This window comes from Bdellovibrio bacteriovorus, assembly GCF_001592735.1.
Taxonomy (GTDB): domain Bacteria; phylum Bdellovibrionota; class Bdellovibrionia; order Bdellovibrionales; family Bdellovibrionaceae; genus Bdellovibrio; species Bdellovibrio bacteriovorus_D.
On sequence record NZ_LUKE01000003.1, the window covers coordinates 339,298 to 359,555 of the forward strand.

Here is a 20,258-nt window from a genome sequence, read left to right on the forward strand (position 1 = left end):
CTAAATCATGGAATCATTTAGCGATTCTCATTCTGAGACAAGGGACGCTAAATCCACCACGCCACGGCGGTGACATTTTTAGAACCAGATAGCGAAAACATTGAACAGTCTTGAAAAATAAAAAACCCCGCTTTTAAGGCGGGGTCTTATAAAAAAGTTCTTAATCAAAACTATTTTTTAGCGACTAGATTCAATTCAAGTTCAAACTTGTCATTGATGATTTTATCGCCCGCAAGTTCTTTAAAGAAGTTGCCAGAGCCGTATTTCAGACCCCATTTTGTGCGATCAACTTCAACTTTGCCGGTGCCGGTGATTGTGTTTTTGTCTACTTTCACCGTCGCTGGAAATTCAACCGGGTGAGTGCCACCGATCATCGTTAAATCACCTTTTACGATCACTTCGTCTTTGGCTTTGCCTGGTTTTACACTTGTGATTTTGAAGGTCGATGTTGGGTATTTTGATACGTTAAAAAAATCTTCGCTAGAAAGATGACCAACCAATTTCTTTTGGTAATCAGCACTGTCTTTCAAATCCTCATTTGTGATCGTTGTCATATCAACTACAACAGTTCCCGCGGTGATTTGATTTTTCTTATCCGTGGTGACTTCGCCTTCTTTAACGGCAATGTGACCATTATGAGCACTTCCCATTTTCTTAGTGCCCTTCCAAGCAATTTTACTTGCTTGAGCATCGATTTTATAAACATCAGCCATTGCTGCCGAAGCTGCTACCGTTAATAGCGCGCTTAATACGTACTTCATCATTTTGATTTCTCCTTCAAAGATGTCTCATCTTCGCGTTTTTTTGCAAACGATCAACCATAAAAACTATTTCTTAACACGCTTCATAGCGCAAGCTTCGACATGCAGAATTAAACTTTGATCTGTGTGCAGGATCTTACTATGCTTATAAAGCCTAAAGGAGATTCTATGTCCCTTGGTCTTGTCTTATCTGGAGGAGGAGCTCGCGCGGCTTATCAAGCTGGCGTTTTAGCTGCCATTGGCGAACTTTGCCAAGAAATGCAAATCGACAATCCGATCAGCTACTATACAGGTTTGAGTGCCGGCGCTATCAATGCCGCTTTTATTTGTTCGTCCCCTGAAGGAAGTTTTATTCAGGCAACTAAGAATTTAGAACATCTTTGGTCCAACGTCCAAACCGAGCAAGTTTATATCAGTGATGTGGTTTCACTTTCTATGGGAGGCCTGCAGTGGATGTTTGATCTTTCCTTGGGGGGACTCGTTAAAAAATCACCCCATCGCTCGCTGTTAGACACGGCTCCTTTAAAAAGTTTTTTAGAGAAACATTGTGATTTTAGTAATATCGACAAGAATATCTCTGCCGGAATGTTTCAAGCCTTGGGGGTGACAGCGATGGATTATCATAGCAGCGCCACCGTGACATTCCTGCAGTCTCATAACGGCATAAGCCCTTGGCGCCGAGTTCGTCGCCGAGCCGAGAGTGCAAAGATCACGGCCGATCACGTTTTAGCATCCGCGGCGATTCCCATTTTGTTTCCTCCGGTGGCGCTTGATACGCGATATTTTGGGGATGGCTGTGTCCGCAATCAATCGCCTTGCGGTCCGGCTATCTATTTGGGTTCAGATCGATTGATAGCTATCGGCGTGCGAAAAAAACAAGACATGTGCTATGCCGCTCCCGAGGTGAGACCTAGCGATCCTCCTTCGGTGGGTCGCATCGCGAATGTTCTTCTTAACGCCGTGATGATGGACGGGATGGAGATTGATATCGAACGCCTGCAAAGAATTAACGAAAATCTGGCTAAGCTTGGCGATATCAAAGCGCCACATTTAACGGTGCGCCCGATTGATGCCCTTTGGATTTCGCCATCACGAGAACTTTCAGAGCTGGCTTCAAAAAAATCCACGGAACTACCCCCGATGATTCGCTATTTGTTAAAAGGTCTCGGCAGTCTTCAGGATGTTTCGGAAATTTCAAGCTTTCTGCTTTTTGATTCTTCCTACAGCAAGGCTTTGATTGAACTGGGATATGAAGACGGACGAAATGCCAAAGAGGCTTTGCGAAAACTTTTAGAAGATGAAGTTCGCCAAAAACTCTTGCAAAAACAGCCCTCAACCCAAAACTAAATTTCGACTTGAATTCCCACTTCGATCACTTGATTGGGTGGGATGCGGAAAAAGGCCGTGGGTCGCTCTGCATTTTTAGACATCACCGCAAACAGTCGTTCACGCCAGTGGAACATACGCGGTTCGTTGGCGCGTTCAGGGGCCGGGCCATTTTTGCTAGCGATGATGGTTTCACGTCCCAAAACGAAAGTCGTCTCGCTGACGCTGAAATTGATATCACGCTGACGACAAGCCTCTAAGATATGTTTCATCTTAGGGATTTCCATAAACCCATAGTAAGCCAGAATACGGTACATATTCGGGATCACTTCTTGAATTGATATGCGATCCTTCTTAGATACAAAAGGAACTTCACGCGTTTGAATTGTTAAAATGGCCACGCGCTGATGCAAAACTTTATTGTGCTTTAAATTATGCAACAGCGGTGCTGGCACACCCCAAGGATCCCCCGTCATGTATATCGCAGTCCCTGGTACGCGAAACGGAGGCTCGCGCAAAAGCTTTAAGCAGAAATCTTCAATCGGCATTGAGCGCTCTTTAAGACGACGGAACAAAATCTGACGACCTTTTTGCCATGTCGTCATTAACAGATAAATCACCGCCCCAATCGCTAACGGCACCCAACCACCGTGTGTGATCTTACGAACGTTCGCCGAAAAAAACGCCATATCAATAACAAAAAAAGTTCCGAAAATCGAGGACGCCTTTAACAAACTCCAATTCCATTTTTGGCGGGCGACTTCATAAGCAAGAATGGTGGTGATGACCATGGTCGCGGTCACGGCAATCCCGTAAGCGGCGGCCAAGTTGGTAGAGCTTTTAAACGTTAGCACCAGCCAGACAACTCCAATGAAAAGAGCCCAATTCACGGCAGGCACATAGATCTGACCAATTTCTCGACTGGAAGTGTGAACAATGGCAATGCGCGGACAAAAACCCAACTGTATTGCCTGCCGAGTGATGGAAAAAACTCCAGAGATTAAGGCTTGAGAGGCAATCACGGTCGCCATCGTCGAGAGACAGACCATCGGCAACAGGGCCCATTTAGGAGCTAAAAGATAAAATGGATTAGAAACAGCCTCAGGGTGATTTAAAAGCAAAGCCCCTTGTCCAAAATAATTTAATACTAAAGCCGGAAGAGCGATAAAAAACCACGCCAAGCGAATCGGTCGTTTACCGAAATGTCCCATATCTGCATAAAGAGCTTCCCCGCCCGTAACTACCAGCACCACCGAACCCAATACAAGAAAGCCATGCCATCCATTGTTAAGGAAAAACTCGACCGCATGACTGGGAAATAAAGCTTCAAAGACATGCAGATTTTCAATCATGCCATGGACCCCAAGAGCCCCCAGCACCGTGAACCAAATCAATATGATGGGTCCAAAGACGATCCCTATTTTCCCCGTCCCATATTTTTGCATCAAGAAAATCGCGTTAATAACAAAAATGGTCAGCGGAATAATGAAAGGCTCAAACTTAGGTGCTACTAAAGTGAGACCTTCCATGGCGGATAAGACCGAAATGGCGGGCGTGATAACACCATCGCCGTAAAGGACCGCGGCCCCAAAAAGTCCTAAGATCGTCATCGCCCAACGGCGATTGGTGCCATCTTTACTGCCCTGACTGCGCACGGCGAGCGCCATCAAAGAAAGAATACCACCTTCGCCTTTATTATCCGCGCGCATGACAAAGGCCATGTACTTTACACAGATAACAATAATCATCGTCCAGAAAATAAGAGAAAGAATTCCTAAGATATTTGATTCGTTGGGAACAAGACCGTACTCACCAAAACACTCTCTCAAAGCATAAAGAGGACTGGTACCGATGTCCCCGAAAACCACTCCCAAGGCCCCCAAAGAGAGCATTAATAGGGTGTTACCTTGTTGGTTGTGTCCTGACTTGTCGATAAAAAACCGTCCTGCCTATCAAGCTGGAATTCTTTAAACTGGTGCTATCATTTGAACAAGACTTGAGTTTAGTGAAAAACCCAGGCCTTGTCAGCAAGGCCTCAAGAGTGTTGACGCGTGGGGTAAATTACAGGAAGTTCAGTTGCTTTCTTTTTGGGCTGTTTGAGATCCTAGAGGCATGAAACCGAATTCGATTTTTAAATCAAAGTGGTTCTTAGCCGTCGTCATCCTAGCCGGTCTTTTTTACTTCGAAACAAAGGTCAGCGCACAGCTCAAGCTGCGCCCTATTTCGGCGCCAGCTGAAGCTTCTTTGCGATAAAGGAGTTGGCATCAAGTCCCGCCCCGGACAAAGCTTGCGTAAACTTTTGAAAGCCCTGAGCTTGCTTAATAAGCAGGCTCTTCGCTGTCGCATCGATGACTTGGCCATCGGCGTCTACGCTTTTGTGAACATTCATTAAGAACACTCGCTCTGGAAAAATAAAGGCGTTGCGATACCCGAAGACCCCTTGCAGGTGTTCCACCGGACGCAAACCACCCCACATAATCCCCAAGCCCACAAAACACACCGGACGGTATTCGAAGGAATCTGGAAACTTCATGTGATCGATGAAGTATTTTAAAATACCAGGCATAGATCCGTTGTATTCCGGACTCACCACGATCAGTCCGTCGCTGCTTAATACTTTTTGCAAGTAAGGAGTGATTCCTTCGCTTGGAGTTCCATAAAGCAAATCACCATGAAGATGTTTTTTTAGTTCTTGTAAATCCATAATCTCTACATCTTCACCCAGATCTTTGTAGATGCTTTGAATGAACTTCGAAATTTTTAATGTATTGGAACCCGGTCGATCCGTTCCCGAGATGATGTATTTCATTTTTCTTAATTCTCCTAGACAGTGGGTATACAGTTCGCTGTAATAAAGCTCAAGCTAGAATTATCGGACACCCCGGAGGCATGATGTCGCAGTCCAAGATCTGGTTCATTTTAAGCGAAGGTCAAACCACCGGCCCCTTTGAACCTGACGAGGTGGAACAACATTTACCTTCAGCCAAAGAACCGCAAGTCTGGGGGCGCGGGCATTCCGAATGGATGCAACCAGCAAAATGGCGTCAGACTTTACGCGAAGCTGGTCATGTAACGGGTTCTTCCGGCCCTACTCCCGAAAAACCTCAAGGTCTATGGCGCGTCCGCGTTCATGGCGAAGAAAAAACACCCCTGCGCTATGCCGAGCTTGTCACTTATCTTAAAAATTTTTCAGATTTAAGTGCGATCGATGTCTTCCCCGAGGCTGGCGATACCTGGAAAGAAGTGTTCGCTATTCCTCGATTGGTGGAAGAATTAGGAATCAGCCGGCGCTCTCACCCTCGAGTTCCGATCGTGGGTACTTTGACTTTTGAAATCCCTCAAGGTGAGCAATCTTGCCGAGTGATCTCTATCAGCGAAGGCGGGATTGGAATCAACGATGCGCAAGGAATGCATATTGGCAGCCAATTTCGCGGGACCCTGACAAGTCCAAATCTTTATGTGACCATTGATTGCATGTTTGAAGCCGTTTACATTGGCGCTGATGGTTACGCGGGTCTAAGATTTTTAGATATCACCGACGAACTCAAAAGCTCGGTCATTGAATACGTAAATAAATTTGCCGTGCATCAATGAGGTACGGCTTTTATCTTCTTTTGTTTTTATTTTCCTTTCAAGCTGAAGCCAAACGCTCCACCGAATGGGCCCTACACATCGATACAAAATTGGAAGCACGCTATTTTCCACAAGATTATGGCGAAGACACGAATAACGAAAATTTCCGTCTGGAATTACAGCCCAATTATAAGTGGACTTATTTAGATTCGATAAGATTCTACTTGAAGCCTGATTATGTTACGGACCCTGGCAATAAATCAGAAAGCGAAAGAAATTATTTTGATTTTACCGAAGCCTATTTGCGCTACAAAGGTGACACGATCTCTTTACAAGCCGGCTACGCTCTTTATTCTTGGGGCGTGACCGATGGATACAACCCTATTGATATCGTTAATTCCAAACAATACTTTGACCCTTTACAATCGCGAAAGATGGGAGCTTTGTCTTTAAGCTATTCGCAAAGTTTTGAAACTTGGGATTATGATCTGATTTATATTCCGCAAAACAAAGGTGCCATATTGCCCGGTGAAAACAGTCGCTGGTTGCCTCGAGAAATTTTTATTCCGGAAACTCCGGATAACGACATTGTTTTACTTTTGCCGGAAACTCTTCGCTATCGTTTTGGTGCACGCGAAAATTTGAACGACGCTTTAGACAACAATATTGCCGCCCGCATTCAATGGCGGGGTTTTGTTGATCTGGGCCTTTACTATTACGACGGGGTGGCTTCATTTCCTTTAGTGAAACCACAAGTTACCGGCAGCGTGGTGCAAGTCTCGCCAAAAACCGTGGTTTCAGTCGATCCAGACGTGTTCTTAAAAACCCAGAACTATCGCCTGCGCCAAGGCGCTATTTCAATGGTAAGAAACCAATGGGATTTGCTGTTTAAACTGGCGGCCACTTACCAACAAAGCATTGGTGATGATTCTTACTTGCCCGGCTGGATGCAAGAAACGGTGCTGGCGATGGAAAAGAATTTTCAATTTGGTTCAGACGGAATGCTCATTGCGGTTTTACAGAAGTCCTTTATTTCTTCTGAAAAAAGTAATGATTCAAATCTTTCTACCACCGAGATCTTTCGCGATTCATGGATGTTAGGCGGTCGTCTGTCTTGGTCTGAGGTGTGGTCGGCTTCTTTGTTAGGCTTATTAGAAACTCGCCATAATAGCAATTACAGCGAATTTGGAATTGGTCGCCGCCTTGGTGACGCTTGGAATTTGAATATTTCAGCAAGATTGATTTCAGGAGACGCCCAAAATCCCTTAGGCGTTTATGAAAAAAATGACTCTTATTCTTTATCGCTGTCGCGATCTTTTTAATTGCTAAGATCTAAAACCAAATCTTGAGATCCCGTCACGCGCGCGGACTTCACTTTTAAGGCCAAACCATCCGCCACCGGAATACTTGGCAACACAGTTGTAATCTTTTGTCCCGTGATCGCTTCAATAATGCGACTCTGAATCGTACTTGATGAAAAACTTTTTGAAACACGATTTTTAGCCAAATAATTCTGATTCCACTGCGCATTCAAACTTAAGGCCGGAGTCCCTAAATCAGCCGTCACAACACCGTTTTGCACTTGCAGTTTGATATTTGCCTTCATCGGCACAGTGAAATCCATAAATGGAGCCAGCTTGCCATTTTGTGGGGACTGCATTTGCGTGTAGATGTTTCCTTGCATTTGATAACTTAAACCCTGACCTTGGATGTTTAAATTTTTATTTGAGTACACATCAAAACGAAAGACCGAAGTCTTAGGATACTTCATCAATTCGGGCCACACGAAAAACTGCAAAAAACGCGAACGCATCAACGACACAAAGCCTGAAATTTTATCGGAGTTAAACTGATGCATCCATGTGTTCGGCGCGTAAGCCCGTTTCATCACTTCTTTTAAAAAGTCTTTGGGCAATCTTAATGACGCCAAACCACCATTAGAGCTGGATTCACCAGATAGCGTAAGCACCTTCACGTCACTGTTTGGCGCACGATTAAAGTCGACCAAAAAATGACCGCTGACTTTAGCCCCACTAGAACCTAGATCTTTTAATTGATCCACGGTCATTGTCACCTTAATATCGGGGCGAGATATCACGAGCTGCTTACTGCCAGAAAAATCAAATTGCACTTTATCAAGTTCAGCTTGCACTGAGGCACGTAAAAATTCTTTATGAGGAGCTACAAAACTTTCAGAGTCTTGCGCCATCTTTTGAATTTCCTCTTTTAAGATCGCATCAAAACCTTGAGCCCCCGCGCATTGCATCGAGGCCACCACCCAAGCATCGGGTGCCCAGCCTAGACGGACCGACTGAATTTCACCACCAGCGGTCGACGAACCCACATTTGGAGTTAAAATAACGGCGAAGTCCCCCGCACCCGCTTTCATTTGCAGTTGCACTTGTTTACACTGAGCTTGCAGGCGAAAGCGGCCCACGATGCCGCCGACTTCACGCTCTACAATATGGTCCACGCTCACTTCACCAATCGTAAGAAGTGCTTGAAGATTCATTGAGGAAAGCTCTAAAGCGGTTTTTGAATCTTGCAACGCAGGCTTTTTTAATTGCGTTTTGATTTGCAGAAAAATGTCATTAATTTGGACAGGGATTTCTCCTTGTGCGACGACGACTTGATTAGGAAATTGCCAGTTTTTCGAGAATTCTTTATTCACAAAACTCGTCCACTTTTGGTTGATCAAGTTTTGCTGAAACTGTTTAGGTAGGACCAGTTCATATTCAGTTTTTATTTGCGATTTCGCAAAACCGTGTGAAGATAAAAGAGTCACTAGCGCACTCAACACGAGTTTCGTAAAATTACTTCTTTGATTTGTCATCGTTTGTCCCATCATGTTTTTAGATTACGGCTAGTTGATACTTTTCTAAAGTACTAAACGTTAAGAGCACCGAAAGAAGACAACTGCATGAATATTTCAAATTTCGTCAAAAGAATATCCATCTCTAGCCTATTATTTGTTTTTGCTCTGACTCTAGCGAGCCTTTTTGTACTGCCTAAGTTGCAAACTCAATACAGCCTTAAGCAATTCCTTCCTCAAGATAACCCGCTGCTGAAAAAAGACGATAACACGCGACAAATCTTTCAATTGGCTGATTCACAGCCGTTTATTATTACAGCAAAACTGTCTAATGAAGGCGAGACCTGGTTTGAAAAAAAGAAGATCGAAAAACTAGAAAGACTCACAGATCTTTTAAAAAACTTTCCCGGCGTGAAAGGCACGCTGAGCTTGGCTAACATCCAAGGTGCGATAGATAAAAACGAAGGACTTAGCGTTGGTCCAGTTCTTAAAAACCTTCCGCCAAGTGCGTGGGCTCAAGAAACCTTGAGCAACCCCCTTATTTCCCCGACCTTGATTTCAAAAGATGCGCAAACCGCGTCGGTGATCGTAAATATTCAATCATTAGAGTCTCATGAACTTTCTCAATTGCGCGAAAATTTGGAAGTCACGGCCAAAGCGTCTTTGCCTTTCTCTCAAGTTGAAATCGGTGGAACTCCGGCCGTCCAAACGGACGTCGGTGTTTTATTAAAGACCGAGATTCGCAATTTTGTGGTTTTAGGCTTTGTGGCTTGTTTTCTCGTTTTAGCTTTGATCTTTTCTAATTGGTCTCCGCTTATTATGGCGTTCATCATTATTCTTTGCGCCAATATTCTTGTCCTCGCAGCAATGGCTTTAGCCGGATATCCGTTTTCCGTTTTATCCAGCACGATTCCCATTTTAACGACCGTGGATGTGGTCTCCCTTTTAATTCACACTTTGTTACGCGTGACCGAGGAACGAAAAAATCAACCTCACTTAAGTCATGCCGAAGTGGTGAACTATACTTTTAAAGCTTTACTGGGACCGAATCTTTTTGCCTCCACCACCACGATGATTGGCTTTTTAGCTTTACTCACCGTGAAAGTTCCGTTGATCCGCGATTACGGAGTGACTGCAGCGGCCGCGATCATTTTAGGCTGGGTCGTAACAACCTTGATGATTTTCCCCTTGCTACATTTTATGCCGGAGCCACGCGCGCGTGAGTGGGCATGGAAAAAAGCACGCTGGGCGCTATACCTATTTCGCAGATCTGGAGTATGGGCCTTTCTTATTATTTTGATTTGTTCTGGCTTAGCCCTTAAAGGACAAAGTCTTTCTTGGTCCGCTCGACTTTTTGATGACTTGCCCACAAATCACCAAGTGCGTCTTTCAACCGAGCGTATTGATAAGGAGCTAGGCGGGATGATTCCTCTAGATATCCAAATCAAAGGCAAGAATGAAGCTTGGAATGATCCAAAACTCTTGGCCCAGCTTGATCAGCTTTCAACGGATCTGCGTGGCTATCAAGGCGTGGGCAGCGTCGTCGCATTGCCCGACTTAGTCGCCGCGGCTAATATCCATCACTCGCGCTTACCCGCAAGTCGATCCTCGACAGCCGAGATTTTCTTTTTGTATTCACTTTCTGACAACAGTCCTTTAAAGAATTTCTTAAATGCGGACTCTTCCAACACTCGGGTCTCCGTAAGAACACAAGACTTACCCGGCAATGAGTTAGAGGCTTTGGTTAAGAAAATAACCGCCCAGGCTTCCGCGCGCTTCCCTGATATGCAAGTGGAAGTCACCGGGATGGGATCAACGATTCACCATCTTAACAACGAACTTTCTCACGAATTGATTTTTGGATTCTGGCAGTCTATGGCCGCAATCTGTTTGGTTTTAATGGTCGTGTTTCGTTCTTTACGTTGGGCTTTGGTGGCTTGTATTCCCAATTTAGTCCCACCCGCGGCATTATTAGGTTTTTTAGCCGTTTCAGAAACACCGATCAAACCCAGTGTGGCGATTATTTTTTCCATCGCGTTAGGATTGGCGTTTAACAATACGGTTTATCTTTTAGAACGGCTGCGTTCGATTCAAAAAAGATCGGGGGCCCGGGACCTTGAAATTGAAAAAACCATGTGGCGAGAGGGCAACCCTTGTTTGATTTCCAGCATGACGTTGCTAGCGGGATTTTCTGTATTTATGGCCTCTTACTTCGCTATGAATCGCATTTTTGGTTTCTACATGTTACTTTCGATGCTGGCGGGCCTGGTAGGTGACCTTGTTCTTTTACCAACCTTGCTAAAAAGTTGTCCTTGGCTGTTAACGTCTGTGACTTGGAAAAAGGAGAGAATTATGGCAACGACATCGGCTCTATTATTGGCTATCTTCGTTTCGTTTTCACCGACCCCAGCCTATGCGGCGTTGCCCACCCCACAACAGGTTGGTCAGGAAATGTCGTCTCGCTTAAGCGCTAAGGATGAACAGTTCTCGGTGAAAATGAAAATTATTGAGGCCGATGGTTCTAGTAAAGAACGACAGATGCGTATTTCTCGCTTAAGTCCTTCAAAAAAAGAACACTATATGATGGTGCGCATGATGAAACCCCAAGATCTTAACGGCACGGGTTTGTTAGCAACCCTCAAAGGCGATCAAGAGGAAAAATGGATTTATCTCCCCTCGTCTAAACAAACTCGCCGCTTAACGGGCGAAAGTGGTCAGGGTGGCATCTTGGGGTCTGAACTTTCGACGGAAGACTTTGATTTTAATCGCAGTGAAGGCGCGCAAACGGCGGTGAAAAAAGAAATTGAAATCAAGGGTAAAAAGTATTTCGTTCTGGAAAGTGATGTCTCTGGGACTTCGGCAAACTATTCTAAGGTCGTCAGCTATGTTTCTGCTTCTGATTATTTACCAATGAAGGCTGAATGCTATGACAAACAAGGTAAACTTTTAAAAGTGATTGATATCACCGGACATAAGAAAGTGGCGGCAAATAAATGGCGCGCCAGCAAGATCACGATCAAGAACGTGCAGAACAAGCGTGCTACAGAAATCACTATGTCTGATGTAAAAATCGATCAAGGCTTGAGCGCAAACAAATTTACCCCTAAAGCGCTGGCCGAAGAGTAGGTATTTCGCGCGGGCGCTACAGCCGACAAAGCCAGACGGTGGCGCCGCCGGCGGATTTATCTTCTACATCTAGCGCCACCACCCTAAATCCCGCATCGGTTAAAATCTGTCTATACTCATGCTGAGATAAAGACGCATGATAAAGATTTTCGCCATAGTTTTCTCCCCAGGCTTCGCCGTGGGCCGGGCCTGAAGTAAATAATAAACTTCCTTGAGGATTTAAAACTTGCGCCAGCTTGGGCAGAAGTTTTCGCTGGTCATCATAAGGCAAATGAAACGAGCTGTGCCACATGATAATTCCGTCAAATTTTTCAGAAAGATTCAAATCGCGCATATCTTGCACTTCCGGATTTATTGAAGGCACATACTTTTTAGCCAACTCGATCATCTTTTGGCTGCCATCAATTCCTTTGACACTAAAACCTTGGCTTAAAATATAGGACGCGATCGGTCTCCCCGAACCACACCCTAAATCCAAAATTTTTCCTTCTTTTTTAACTTGAGCCAGGAATCGATCTAAATGCTTTTTTTCCATGCGCAGATCTTGGGCGCGCTCGGAATCAAACCATTCACCTATTTTATTATATAAGCCGTAAACTTGCTCCTTGGTGCTCACAAATCAGTCCTCAATTTTTAGTGGCAAAAAGGCGATCTAAAGAACCGTCTTTTTTCATTTCATTTAAAGTTTTATCAAAAAGATCTCTTAAAGCCGCTCCTTGTGCTGAATTTTCAAAGGCAAAATGAATAGACTTTGAAGATAGCTTACTCGCTTTATCAAATTCGATATTAGTAAAACCGCTTTCTTGAAGCGCTTTTATTCCGGAACGCTCCTCAACAACAAAAGCATCAATTAAACCATCCCCCAATTTTTTCATATTAATAAAATCATCATCTGCATATTCCACGCGGATTTTTTTATTATTTAAAATTTCGGGATCATAAAAATATCTAAACGTCAGACCGACCTTTTTACCTTCAAGATCCTTAATACTGGTCAAACGCTTGTCTTTTCTAAAAAACACATAGTCGTTTTTAGTATAAAAGGGCGTCGTCGCGATCATGTTCTTTGAAAGCGACATAATATGTGCCGGAAAATATCCATGCACCTTACTGCTTGAAAAAGACATCAAAGCTTGCCCCGCAGATTGCACCGAAACTCCGATGTCTTTTTTATTCCGCTTACCAATTTCACGCACCAGTTCAACAAAAAGACCTTTATCCTTACTCTCAACCATTAAAGGAATCGTCCAAGTAACCAGTTCAATTTTCGCGGGATACACAGAATTAGCAACAGCGGTACGAGCTTGAGCTTCGTATAAGACAAGAAAAAATCCCAGAGAGTATGCAATCAGAAAGTTCCAGCGCATTAATCTAGTAAATGTTTAATACGCTCATTTTTCAAGATCTTTTTTCAACACCCTTAAGACCTAAGGTGGAGTTGCGCTTACCTTGAAATCCTCGCTGCACCAAGGCTTCAAAACCTGTCGCTCGCAATGCCGATTTTAAACTCACGCGACAAGCATAAGTTGAGAAAATTGAAATCGGCGCGGCGGCGACACTTAAAAATCGAGTGAGAAATTCTTCTTCCCACAAGAGTGGATTGGTTTTGGAACTAAAAGCATCATACATGATCCCATGATACTGAGTGCTTAAGACAAAATTGGAGGTAAGCTCACTATTAATGACTGATTCCGTCGCAAAGAGCGGACGTAATTTCATTTTCAATTCGTCAACACTCAAATCAGTCCCACTGATCACCGACTTGGCCATCCATTCATAAGTCTGCCAAACATCCGCATCTAAATTTTCGGAATGATTATAAAGCCAATTCCAAAAATAGCTTCGCAACTCTGGCACCGCTTCATAACTGGTGATCAAACCGATTTCTTTTTTTGCCAAAAGAGCTTCACGTGCAATCGCAAGCTCAATATACCCCATCCCTAAACCCAGAACAAAAAAGTGAGGTGAATCTTGCACCGCCAAGACATGCGCGGCCCCTTTTCCGTAAATAAGCAGGGTCTCGGCCCACGCGCCCCCGGAATGATGCATGGACTCTCCTCGGTATTTCGTGGGATCTACCGACTCTAAGAGGCGTAAAGTGGGACTTCCATCCGCTGTGGTTTCGATTTCAAATCCAATTTCAGCCCAAGACTTCATTTGATTGACTTCCTGCGATGTAAAACGATAAAAAGCGCCATGGAAAAAGGCTGGCTAGGACTTCCCTACCATACAATCAGTGAACACTACAATAAACTCTTCGGCGAGAAGGTTTACAAGATCCCCGTTTCGGTTGTCGATGACTGTCCGAATCGCCGTGGATTAAAAGGCATGCAGACGTGTGTGTTCTGTGATGTGTGGGGTTCGGCCGCGAACGCTGAAAGCCTGTCCATGGAGTTGCGTGCGCAGATTGAAAAGTATCATCAACAAGTCAGCGATCGCTATAAAGCCAAAGCTTTCCTTATTTACTTCCAAGCCTACACCAATACCTTCACCAAGGTTTCAGCCCTTCGCCACAATTTTGATGTGGCCCTGTCTTATCCATGGGTGAAAGGCTTTACGTTAGGCACGAGGCCCGACTGCCTCTCGAAGGCCGTCTTAGACATGTGGCAAGAATATCACGAAAAATCTTTCGTGGCCGTGGAGCTCGGCGTGCAAAGCTTCTTTAATGATGAATTAGAATTTATGCGTCGAGGACACACGGCCGAAGCATCGATTGAAGCCATCCACAAAATCGCTGAGACTACCGATGTGGATTTAGGGATTCATCTGATCTTTGGAAATCCCGGCGAAACCGATGAGCGCATTATTCGCACGGCCGAGATTGTAAACACTTTGCCGATCACGAACGTGAAGTTGCACAACATGCATGTCCTAAAAAACACTCCGCTAGAAGGCATGTATCTTCGTGGGGAATTCACGCCAATGGATCGGGATACTTATTGCCGTCGTGTTGAATTGTTTTTGCAGCACTTATCTCCCAAATTTGCTCTGCATCGCTTAGCCGCATATTCTTCTCGGTGGGATGAACTGGTTGCGCCAGAATGGACGAAGGATAAAATGGGCACGCACCAGTACATCATTGACTATTTGCGGGCTCAAAAATCCTATCAATCCCAACTTTTTCGTGCCGATTCACCCTCGGACCTGGAAGCGCAAAGCTTTTTGCAGAAAAAATCTCGTCCACTTGCCGTCCCACATGCTTAGTTTTTGCACAATTTAAGAACGTGTAAGATCACTACAGAGAAAATACCTTTCAAAACAGCTTAAAACAGACTTTTTGAACTAGACTTTGGTTTTGAGAGGTAAAATAACAAGACATTGCCCTTTTTGTTCGCAACGAATTGAAGTCAAGTAGAAGAGATTTCTGCTTAAATGATGGGCAACGTCACAAAAAACTTAGCGTTATTTTAAAAAATATTCTTGCAACTAATTTGAAAGAACTTCAAAGTTGGAACTGAGACCGATACCCGCCTTATGGACAAGGCACCCGGAAACAACCCCTAGATCTAGTGGACCTCGAAAGAGAGTTTGTCAGATGAAAGGGCAACGACAGGGAGGGATCATGGGGTTTTTTAACCTCTCGACCTTTAGCTAGGACAGCTGTTTAGTCTCCAATTCAAGCACATTTTTATATTTAACCACGTCTGGATTTTTGCGAGGGGCAAGAAACCAGCGGGGATTTTTTTGCCTCAGCGGAACGAGGCAGAGGGGATACATCATGTTGGAAACAACAGCTCACATTATGCGAGTGAAGAAGAGAGATGGAACACTTGAACCGGTCGACGTGACAAAGATCGTTGAACGTGTTACCAGAAACTGCCAAGGATTAACTCAAGTAGATCCATTGCGTGTTGCTACTAAAGCTATCAGCGGTCTTTACGATGGCGCGACGACAAATGAATTGGATAATCTTTGTATCCAAACGGCTTCCCTATTGATTGGCGAAGAGCCAGAATATTCTCGTTTGGCAGCCCGTCTTCTGGCTATCTATATAGATGAAGAAGTTCGTTCACAAAAAATCCAATCTTTCGCGGATTCTGTCAGCTTTGGCTACACTCACGGCCTTCTTTCAGAAAAAACCTTCAAGTTCGTCGAAGCTCATAAAGCCGCTTTGTGCGCTGCTATTGAGCCTTACCGCACCGATCGTTTTGAGTACTTCGGACTTAGAACTGTTTACGACCGTTATCTTTTGAAAAACCCATCTTCACGCCAGGTATTTGAAACTCCTCAATACTTCTTTATGCGTGTGGCTTGTGGTTTGGCCGAAAACGTGGATGAGGCTATCGAATTCTATCGTTTGATTTCTTCTCACGACTACATCGCCTCAACTCCGACATTATTCAACTCAGGCACTCTTCGTCCGCAAATGTCATCTTGCTATCTTTTAGATTCTCCCGGCGATGATCTAAAAGCGATCTATGACAAATATTCAGACATCGCTTTATTGTCTAAATTTGCGGGTGGTATCGGTGTGGCCTACTCTCGCGTTCGTTCCCGCGGCTCATTGATCAAAGGAACAAACGGTCACTCTAACGGTATCATTCCTTGGCTAAAAACTATGGATTCGTCTGTAGCGGCAGTGAATCAAGGTGGTAAACGTAAAGGCGCAGCCTGCGTATATCTAGAAACATGGCATGCGGACATCGAGGAGTTCCTTGAACTTCGCGACAACACGGGTGATGAAGCAAAACGCACTCACAACTTAAATCTTGCAAACTGGGTTCCTGATTTGTTCATGAAGCGCGTCGAAGCTGACGCGATGTGGTCTTTATTTGACCCACGTGTTGTGCCTCATTTCGTAGACACTTTTGGACCTGAGTTTGAAGCCGCTTTCATCGAAGCCGAGAACAAAAAACTTTATGTTAAACAAATCAAAGCTCGTGATTTGTACTCGCGCATGATGAAAACTTTGGCACAAACCGGTAACGGCTGGATGACATTTAAAGATGCATCGAACATGAAATCCAACCAAACAGGCGAAGCTGGAAACGTGATCCATCTTTCAAACCTTTGTACTGAAATCCTTGAAGTCACTTCAAATTCAGAAACGGCTGTTTGTAACTTGGGTTCTGTGAACTTAGGTCGTCATATTGAAAATGGACAATTCAATTTTGAAAAATTGGCTCGTTCGGTTCGTACTGCGGTGAAATATTTGGATCGTGTTGTTGATATCAACTTCTACCCTATCCAAACAGCTCAAGATTCTAATCACAAATGGCGTCCCGTGGGTTTGGGTGTGATGGGTCTTCAGGATGCTTTCTTCCAATTGAAACTTCCTTTTGATTCAGCAGCGGCTCGTGATTTGTCAGCAAAAATCCAGGAAGAGATCTACTACAATGCGCTAGTGACTTCTTGCGAATTAGCTGAAAAATACGGACCTCATGGCGCTTATGAGCAAACTCGTGCCGCAAAAGGTTTATTGCAATACGATCTTTGGGGCGTAACTCCGTCTCAACCAGAACGTTTTGAAAAACTAAAAGAACGTATTAAAAAACATGGGTTGAGAAACTCTTTGATGATCGCGATCGCCCCAACAGCAACAATTGCTTCTATCGTGGGTTGCTATGAAGCGACAGAACCTCAAGTAAGTAACTTGTTTAAACGCGAAACTCTTTCTGGAGAGTTCATGCAAATCAATAAGTACTTGGTTTCTGACTTGAAGTCTTTGGGTCTATGGAACGAAGAAGTTCGCAATGAAATCAAACTTCAAGATGGGTCCATCCAAGACGTTGATGTCATTCCTCAGCAATTGAAAGAATTGTACCGCACTGTTTGGGAAATCCCGATGAAGTCTTTGATCGACATGGCCGCCGATCGTGGTGCTTTCATTGACCAATCAGCTTCTTTGAACTTGTTCATGGAAAGCCCGACTATCGGTAAAGTATCTTCTATGTACATGTATGCATGGAAACGTGGTGTAAAAACGACTTACTACCTTCGTTCTCGTCCCGCGACGAAAATCCAAAAAACGACGACAACTCGTAGCACTCAAGGCACGGGCCTGTTAGCCGCTGAAGGAAATACCATGGATGCAGCACCAGCCGTAACTGCGGAAGCCGCTCCTAAGAAAACTTACACTGATGCAGAAGTCATTGCTTGCTCGCTTGAAAATCCAGAAGCTTGCGAAGCGTGCCAATAGTAGATAGAGAAAAGAGTATTTTATGATTTTAGATCCAGGTTTTGACCTTACTTTACGCCCGATGAAATACCCTGTGTTGTACGAAATGTACAAAAACGGGATCAAAAACACATGGACTGTGGATGAAGTTGACTTCTCTACAGACCTTGTGGACCTGCACACAAAGTTGACTGCGGCCGAGAGACATTTGATTTCTCGCCTGGTTGCTTTCTTTGCCACAGGGGACTCTATCGTGGGGAACAATCTCGTATTGAACTTGTACAAGCACGTGAACTCTCCCGAGGGTCGCATGTACTTGTCTCGTCAGCTTTATGAAGAAGCTTTGCACGTTCAATTCTATCTGACGCTTTTGGATACTTACATTCCAAATCCAGATGAACGCGCGGAAGCTTTCGCCGCGATTGAAAACATTCCTTCAATCAAAAAGAAAGCCGATTTCTGCTTTAAATGGATTGATTCCATCAACAACCTAGACACTCTTCAAACCAAAGAAGATCGTCGTCGTTTCTTGATGAACTTGATCTGTTTTGCTACTTGCGTGGAAGGTTTATTTTTCTATGCCGCTTTTGCTTACGTGTATTTCTTGCGTTCAAAAGGTTTGTTGGCAGGTCTTGCCTCTGGCACAAACTGGGTGTTCCGTGATGAATCCATGCACATGGCTTTTGCGATCGAAGTTATCAAAACGGCTCGCAAAGAAGAACCAGATCTTTTCAATTCTCAAATGGAAGACATGGTTACGCAAATGCTTGAAGACGCGATCGAGTGTGAGATGGAATTTGCAAATGACGTGCTTCAATTGGGTGTTGCGGGTCTTTCAGCTAAAGATATGCGTCAGTACTTAGAGTACTGCGCTGATCAGCGTCTTGAGACTTTAAACATTGCTCCTCGTTACAACGTGAAAAATCCATTCTCGTTCATGGAGCTTCAAGACATGCAAGAGCTTGCAAACTTCTTTGAACGCCGCGTATCTGCCTACCAAGTCGGTGTCTCAGGTGCTGTGGCCTTTGACGAAACGTTCTAGTTGATAGATCACGACTTTGAAGAACACGGTTCTATGGGTTTTGTTTTTTCTAGTCTGCATGGGGGTAGGATTTCTTCACGGAGTCCTACCCGAAGGCCTATCTCGGACTTATATTCAAACCCCGACCCAAATCCAAGTTCTCACCACAGACGAAATTCTTTTTCCTGCCGACGTAAGGATGAAAATTGAGTCCGAACTGCATGTTCGTTTTTCGGTCGTGGTCACCCGCGATTGGGATTCTATTTTAGCTCACGTGGTTTCAAGTCCCGGGGTTGATCTTTTATTTTTACCTTCATTCTGGGCTCGCACTTTAGGAAGCCAGCATCTTTTAGCCGACGTTTCTTCCCTAAAATCTCGCGTGGCTTCTGATTTTATCGGAGATTCAGCCAAAGGAGATTTTCAGTTCTTGCCTTTTTATTGGATGAAAACATCCATCGTGGGGCCACTGAACGAACCTTTTGATCAGTTTTTACAGAATAAAAAAGAAAATGTGCTTTTCCTTTTAGCGGATGAAGATTTAATCCTGCGCCATTTTCAGATTTGGAAAGAACAGGGAATTTTTGAAAGCATCTCACAAAAGAAAATCCTGACCTTGCAGTTAGATCAAATCCTCACCGAAGATGCACGCTTAGGCGCGGTTGAAGGACCTCTTTTACAAGAGCCCGCAAAGTCAGGCCCGCATCGCGCTCTGCTTAATGCTCTTCTTATTTGGGGTGCGGCCATCCCCGCCTCTAGTTCTCAAAAAGCTTTAGCGTTGGATGTTTTAGATCTTTTAACCAGCGTTGAATATCAACAGCGCGATCTTTTAAAGACGCCCTTTAACAGCGCTTTAAGCGCCGTGAACGCCAATCAGATCCCCCTGCAAAGACGAGCAGAGGCTGTCCGCAATCTGCAACTTAAAGATACGATTATTTTGGAAAGAAAAAATAAAGACGCAAAGACTCAGCTGCGCAATGATTTTAACTTTATCTTGTAAAGTTTAGGACTGCGGCCCCTTGGTTTTCGTTCAAGACCAGAGCACTAAGACCATCATAAGCTTCTAAAGAAACACGCACGGAATGCCCGCCAGCCCCCATCCCGCTTACATTTAAACTAAAATTAAAACGACCATTGCGACATTGCGCTTCGTTAGCAACAACCGATGCCGCCGTCACGTCAGTAATAACTAATTGGAAACCATTTTCCCGGGCAATAATACGATGTTTTCCGTAAGTAGATGTATAACACTCTCCACTGACTTCAAGCTTGGTTCCGGTCACCGCCGGACCAATGCTTGCGGTATCCAGCTTCAAATAAAGCTCTTCCGCCTTCGGCGTTTTATCCACCGTCAACGATGAGTTATCATCTTTTTTATCACTTAAAAGGGAATTGTCAGACATCGGGGAACAGGCCGCCATTGCGAGACCCAAAAAAGACGTCATCACCACGAATTTAAGATTTGAAGCTTTCATAGTTCCCCCATCTATTATCATAAATGAACGGGCTAAGGCCTGAAACGAT

16 protein-coding genes are annotated in these 20,258 nt (G+C 44.3%); 8 read left to right on the forward strand and 8 right to left on the reverse strand.

Annotation, left to right across the window (positions count from 1 at the left end; all coding sequences use genetic code 11):
* Positions 1-170: 170 nt before the first annotated feature.
* Positions 171-764 carry a YceI family protein gene (locus AZI86_RS14075; protein ID WP_061835835.1) on the reverse strand — a complete coding sequence of 198 codons (594 nt, stop codon included), beginning with the start codon at positions 762-764 and terminating at the stop codon, positions 171-173.
* Positions 765-929: 165 nt separating this feature from the next.
* On the opposite strand from AZI86_RS14075, the gene AZI86_RS14080 reads away from it, so the two are divergent.
* The gene (locus AZI86_RS14080; RefSeq protein WP_061835837.1) at positions 930-2,108 is read left to right on the forward strand and encodes a patatin-like phospholipase family protein; all 1,179 of its coding nucleotides are present in this window, start codon (positions 930-932) and stop codon (positions 2,106-2,108) included.
* Here the strand turns inward: AZI86_RS14080 and AZI86_RS14085 are convergent.
* On the reverse strand, positions 2,105-3,979 hold the full coding sequence (locus tag AZI86_RS14085; RefSeq protein WP_061835839.1) for a potassium transporter Kup: 1,875 nt from the start codon (positions 3,977-3,979) through the stop codon (positions 2,105-2,107). The two genes, AZI86_RS14080 and AZI86_RS14085, sit on opposite strands and share 4 nt — an antisense overlap.
* A gap of 326 nt (positions 3,980-4,305) precedes the next feature.
* Positions 4,306-4,896: an NADPH-dependent FMN reductase gene (locus AZI86_RS14090; RefSeq protein WP_061835841.1), complete on the reverse strand. Its 591-nt coding sequence runs from the start codon at positions 4,894-4,896 to the stop codon at positions 4,306-4,308.
* An 80-nt stretch (positions 4,897-4,976) separates the two neighbouring features.
* Here AZI86_RS14090 and AZI86_RS14095 point away from each other — a divergent pair, with 80 nt between their 5' ends.
* Both AZI86_RS14095 and AZI86_RS14100 read left to right on the forward strand, forming a co-directional pair.
* Positions 4,977-5,681, forward strand: coding sequence for a PilZ domain-containing protein (locus tag AZI86_RS14095; RefSeq protein ID WP_253715957.1), 705 nt, complete (start codon positions 4,977-4,979; stop codon positions 5,679-5,681).
* Positions 5,678-6,982, forward strand: a complete 1,305-nt coding sequence (locus tag AZI86_RS14100; protein WP_061835844.1) for a hypothetical protein — start codon at positions 5,678-5,680, stop codon at positions 6,980-6,982. The genes AZI86_RS14095 and AZI86_RS14100 overlap by 4 nt, the downstream gene beginning before the upstream one ends.
* Here the strand turns inward: AZI86_RS14100 and AZI86_RS14105 are convergent.
* Positions 6,979-8,508: a hypothetical protein gene (locus tag AZI86_RS14105; protein ID WP_157684716.1), complete on the reverse strand. Its 1,530-nt coding sequence runs from the start codon at positions 8,506-8,508 to the stop codon at positions 6,979-6,981. The two genes, AZI86_RS14100 and AZI86_RS14105, sit on opposite strands and share 4 nt — an antisense overlap.
* A 72-nt stretch (positions 8,509-8,580) precedes the next feature.
* Between AZI86_RS14105 and AZI86_RS14110 the strand changes: the two genes are divergently transcribed.
* On the forward strand, positions 8,581-11,598 hold the full coding sequence (locus AZI86_RS14110; RefSeq protein WP_081111945.1) for an outer membrane lipoprotein-sorting protein: 3,018 nt from the start codon (positions 8,581-8,583) through the stop codon (positions 11,596-11,598).
* A 16-nt stretch (positions 11,599-11,614) separates the two neighbouring features.
* Here the strand turns inward: AZI86_RS14110 and AZI86_RS14115 are convergent, their stop codons facing one another.
* The 3 genes from AZI86_RS14115 to AZI86_RS14125 are packed head-to-tail and all read right to left on the reverse strand — an operon-like array spanning position 11,615 to position 13,755.
* Positions 11,615-12,214 carry a class I SAM-dependent DNA methyltransferase gene (locus AZI86_RS14115; protein WP_061835848.1) on the reverse strand — a complete coding sequence of 200 codons (600 nt, stop codon included), beginning with the start codon at positions 12,212-12,214 and terminating at the stop codon, positions 11,615-11,617.
* Positions 12,215-12,224: 10 nt separating this feature from the next.
* Positions 12,225-12,965 carry a substrate-binding periplasmic protein gene (locus AZI86_RS14120; RefSeq protein ID WP_081111946.1) on the reverse strand — a complete coding sequence of 247 codons (741 nt, stop codon included), beginning with the start codon at positions 12,963-12,965 and terminating at the stop codon, positions 12,225-12,227.
* 31 nt (positions 12,966-12,996) lie between these two features.
* Positions 12,997-13,755 carry an MnmC family methyltransferase gene (locus tag AZI86_RS14125; protein WP_061835850.1) on the reverse strand — a complete coding sequence of 253 codons (759 nt, stop codon included), beginning with the start codon at positions 13,753-13,755 and terminating at the stop codon, positions 12,997-12,999.
* A 39-nt stretch (positions 13,756-13,794) separates the two neighbouring features.
* Here AZI86_RS14125 and AZI86_RS14130 point away from each other — a divergent pair, with 39 nt between their 5' ends.
* The 4 genes from AZI86_RS14130 (at position 13,795) to AZI86_RS14145 (ending at position 19,734) form a co-directional block, all read left to right on the forward strand.
* A complete protein-coding gene (locus tag AZI86_RS14130) occupies positions 13,795-14,802 on the forward strand; it encodes a TIGR01212 family radical SAM protein (protein WP_253715958.1) in 1,008 nt (335 codons plus the stop codon).
* A 514-nt stretch (positions 14,803-15,316) separates the two neighbouring features.
* Positions 15,317-17,737, forward strand: a complete 2,421-nt coding sequence (locus tag AZI86_RS14135; RefSeq protein ID WP_061835854.1) for a ribonucleoside-diphosphate reductase subunit alpha — start codon at positions 15,317-15,319, stop codon at positions 17,735-17,737.
* Between the two features lie 22 nt (positions 17,738-17,759).
* A complete protein-coding gene (locus AZI86_RS14140) occupies positions 17,760-18,758 on the forward strand; it encodes a ribonucleotide-diphosphate reductase subunit beta (RefSeq protein WP_061835855.1) in 999 nt (332 codons plus the stop codon).
* Between the two features lie 178 nt (positions 18,759-18,936).
* Entirely contained in the window at positions 18,937-19,734 is a 798-nt protein-coding gene (locus tag AZI86_RS14145) for a hypothetical protein (protein ID WP_253715959.1), read from the forward strand.
* On the opposite strand, the gene AZI86_RS14150 is transcribed toward AZI86_RS14145, so the two are convergent.
* On the reverse strand, positions 19,724-20,209 hold the full coding sequence (locus AZI86_RS14150) for a hypothetical protein (RefSeq protein WP_061835858.1): 486 nt from the start codon (positions 20,207-20,209) through the stop codon (positions 19,724-19,726). The two genes, AZI86_RS14145 and AZI86_RS14150, sit on opposite strands and share 11 nt — an antisense overlap.
* Positions 20,210-20,258: the final 49 nt, after the last annotated feature.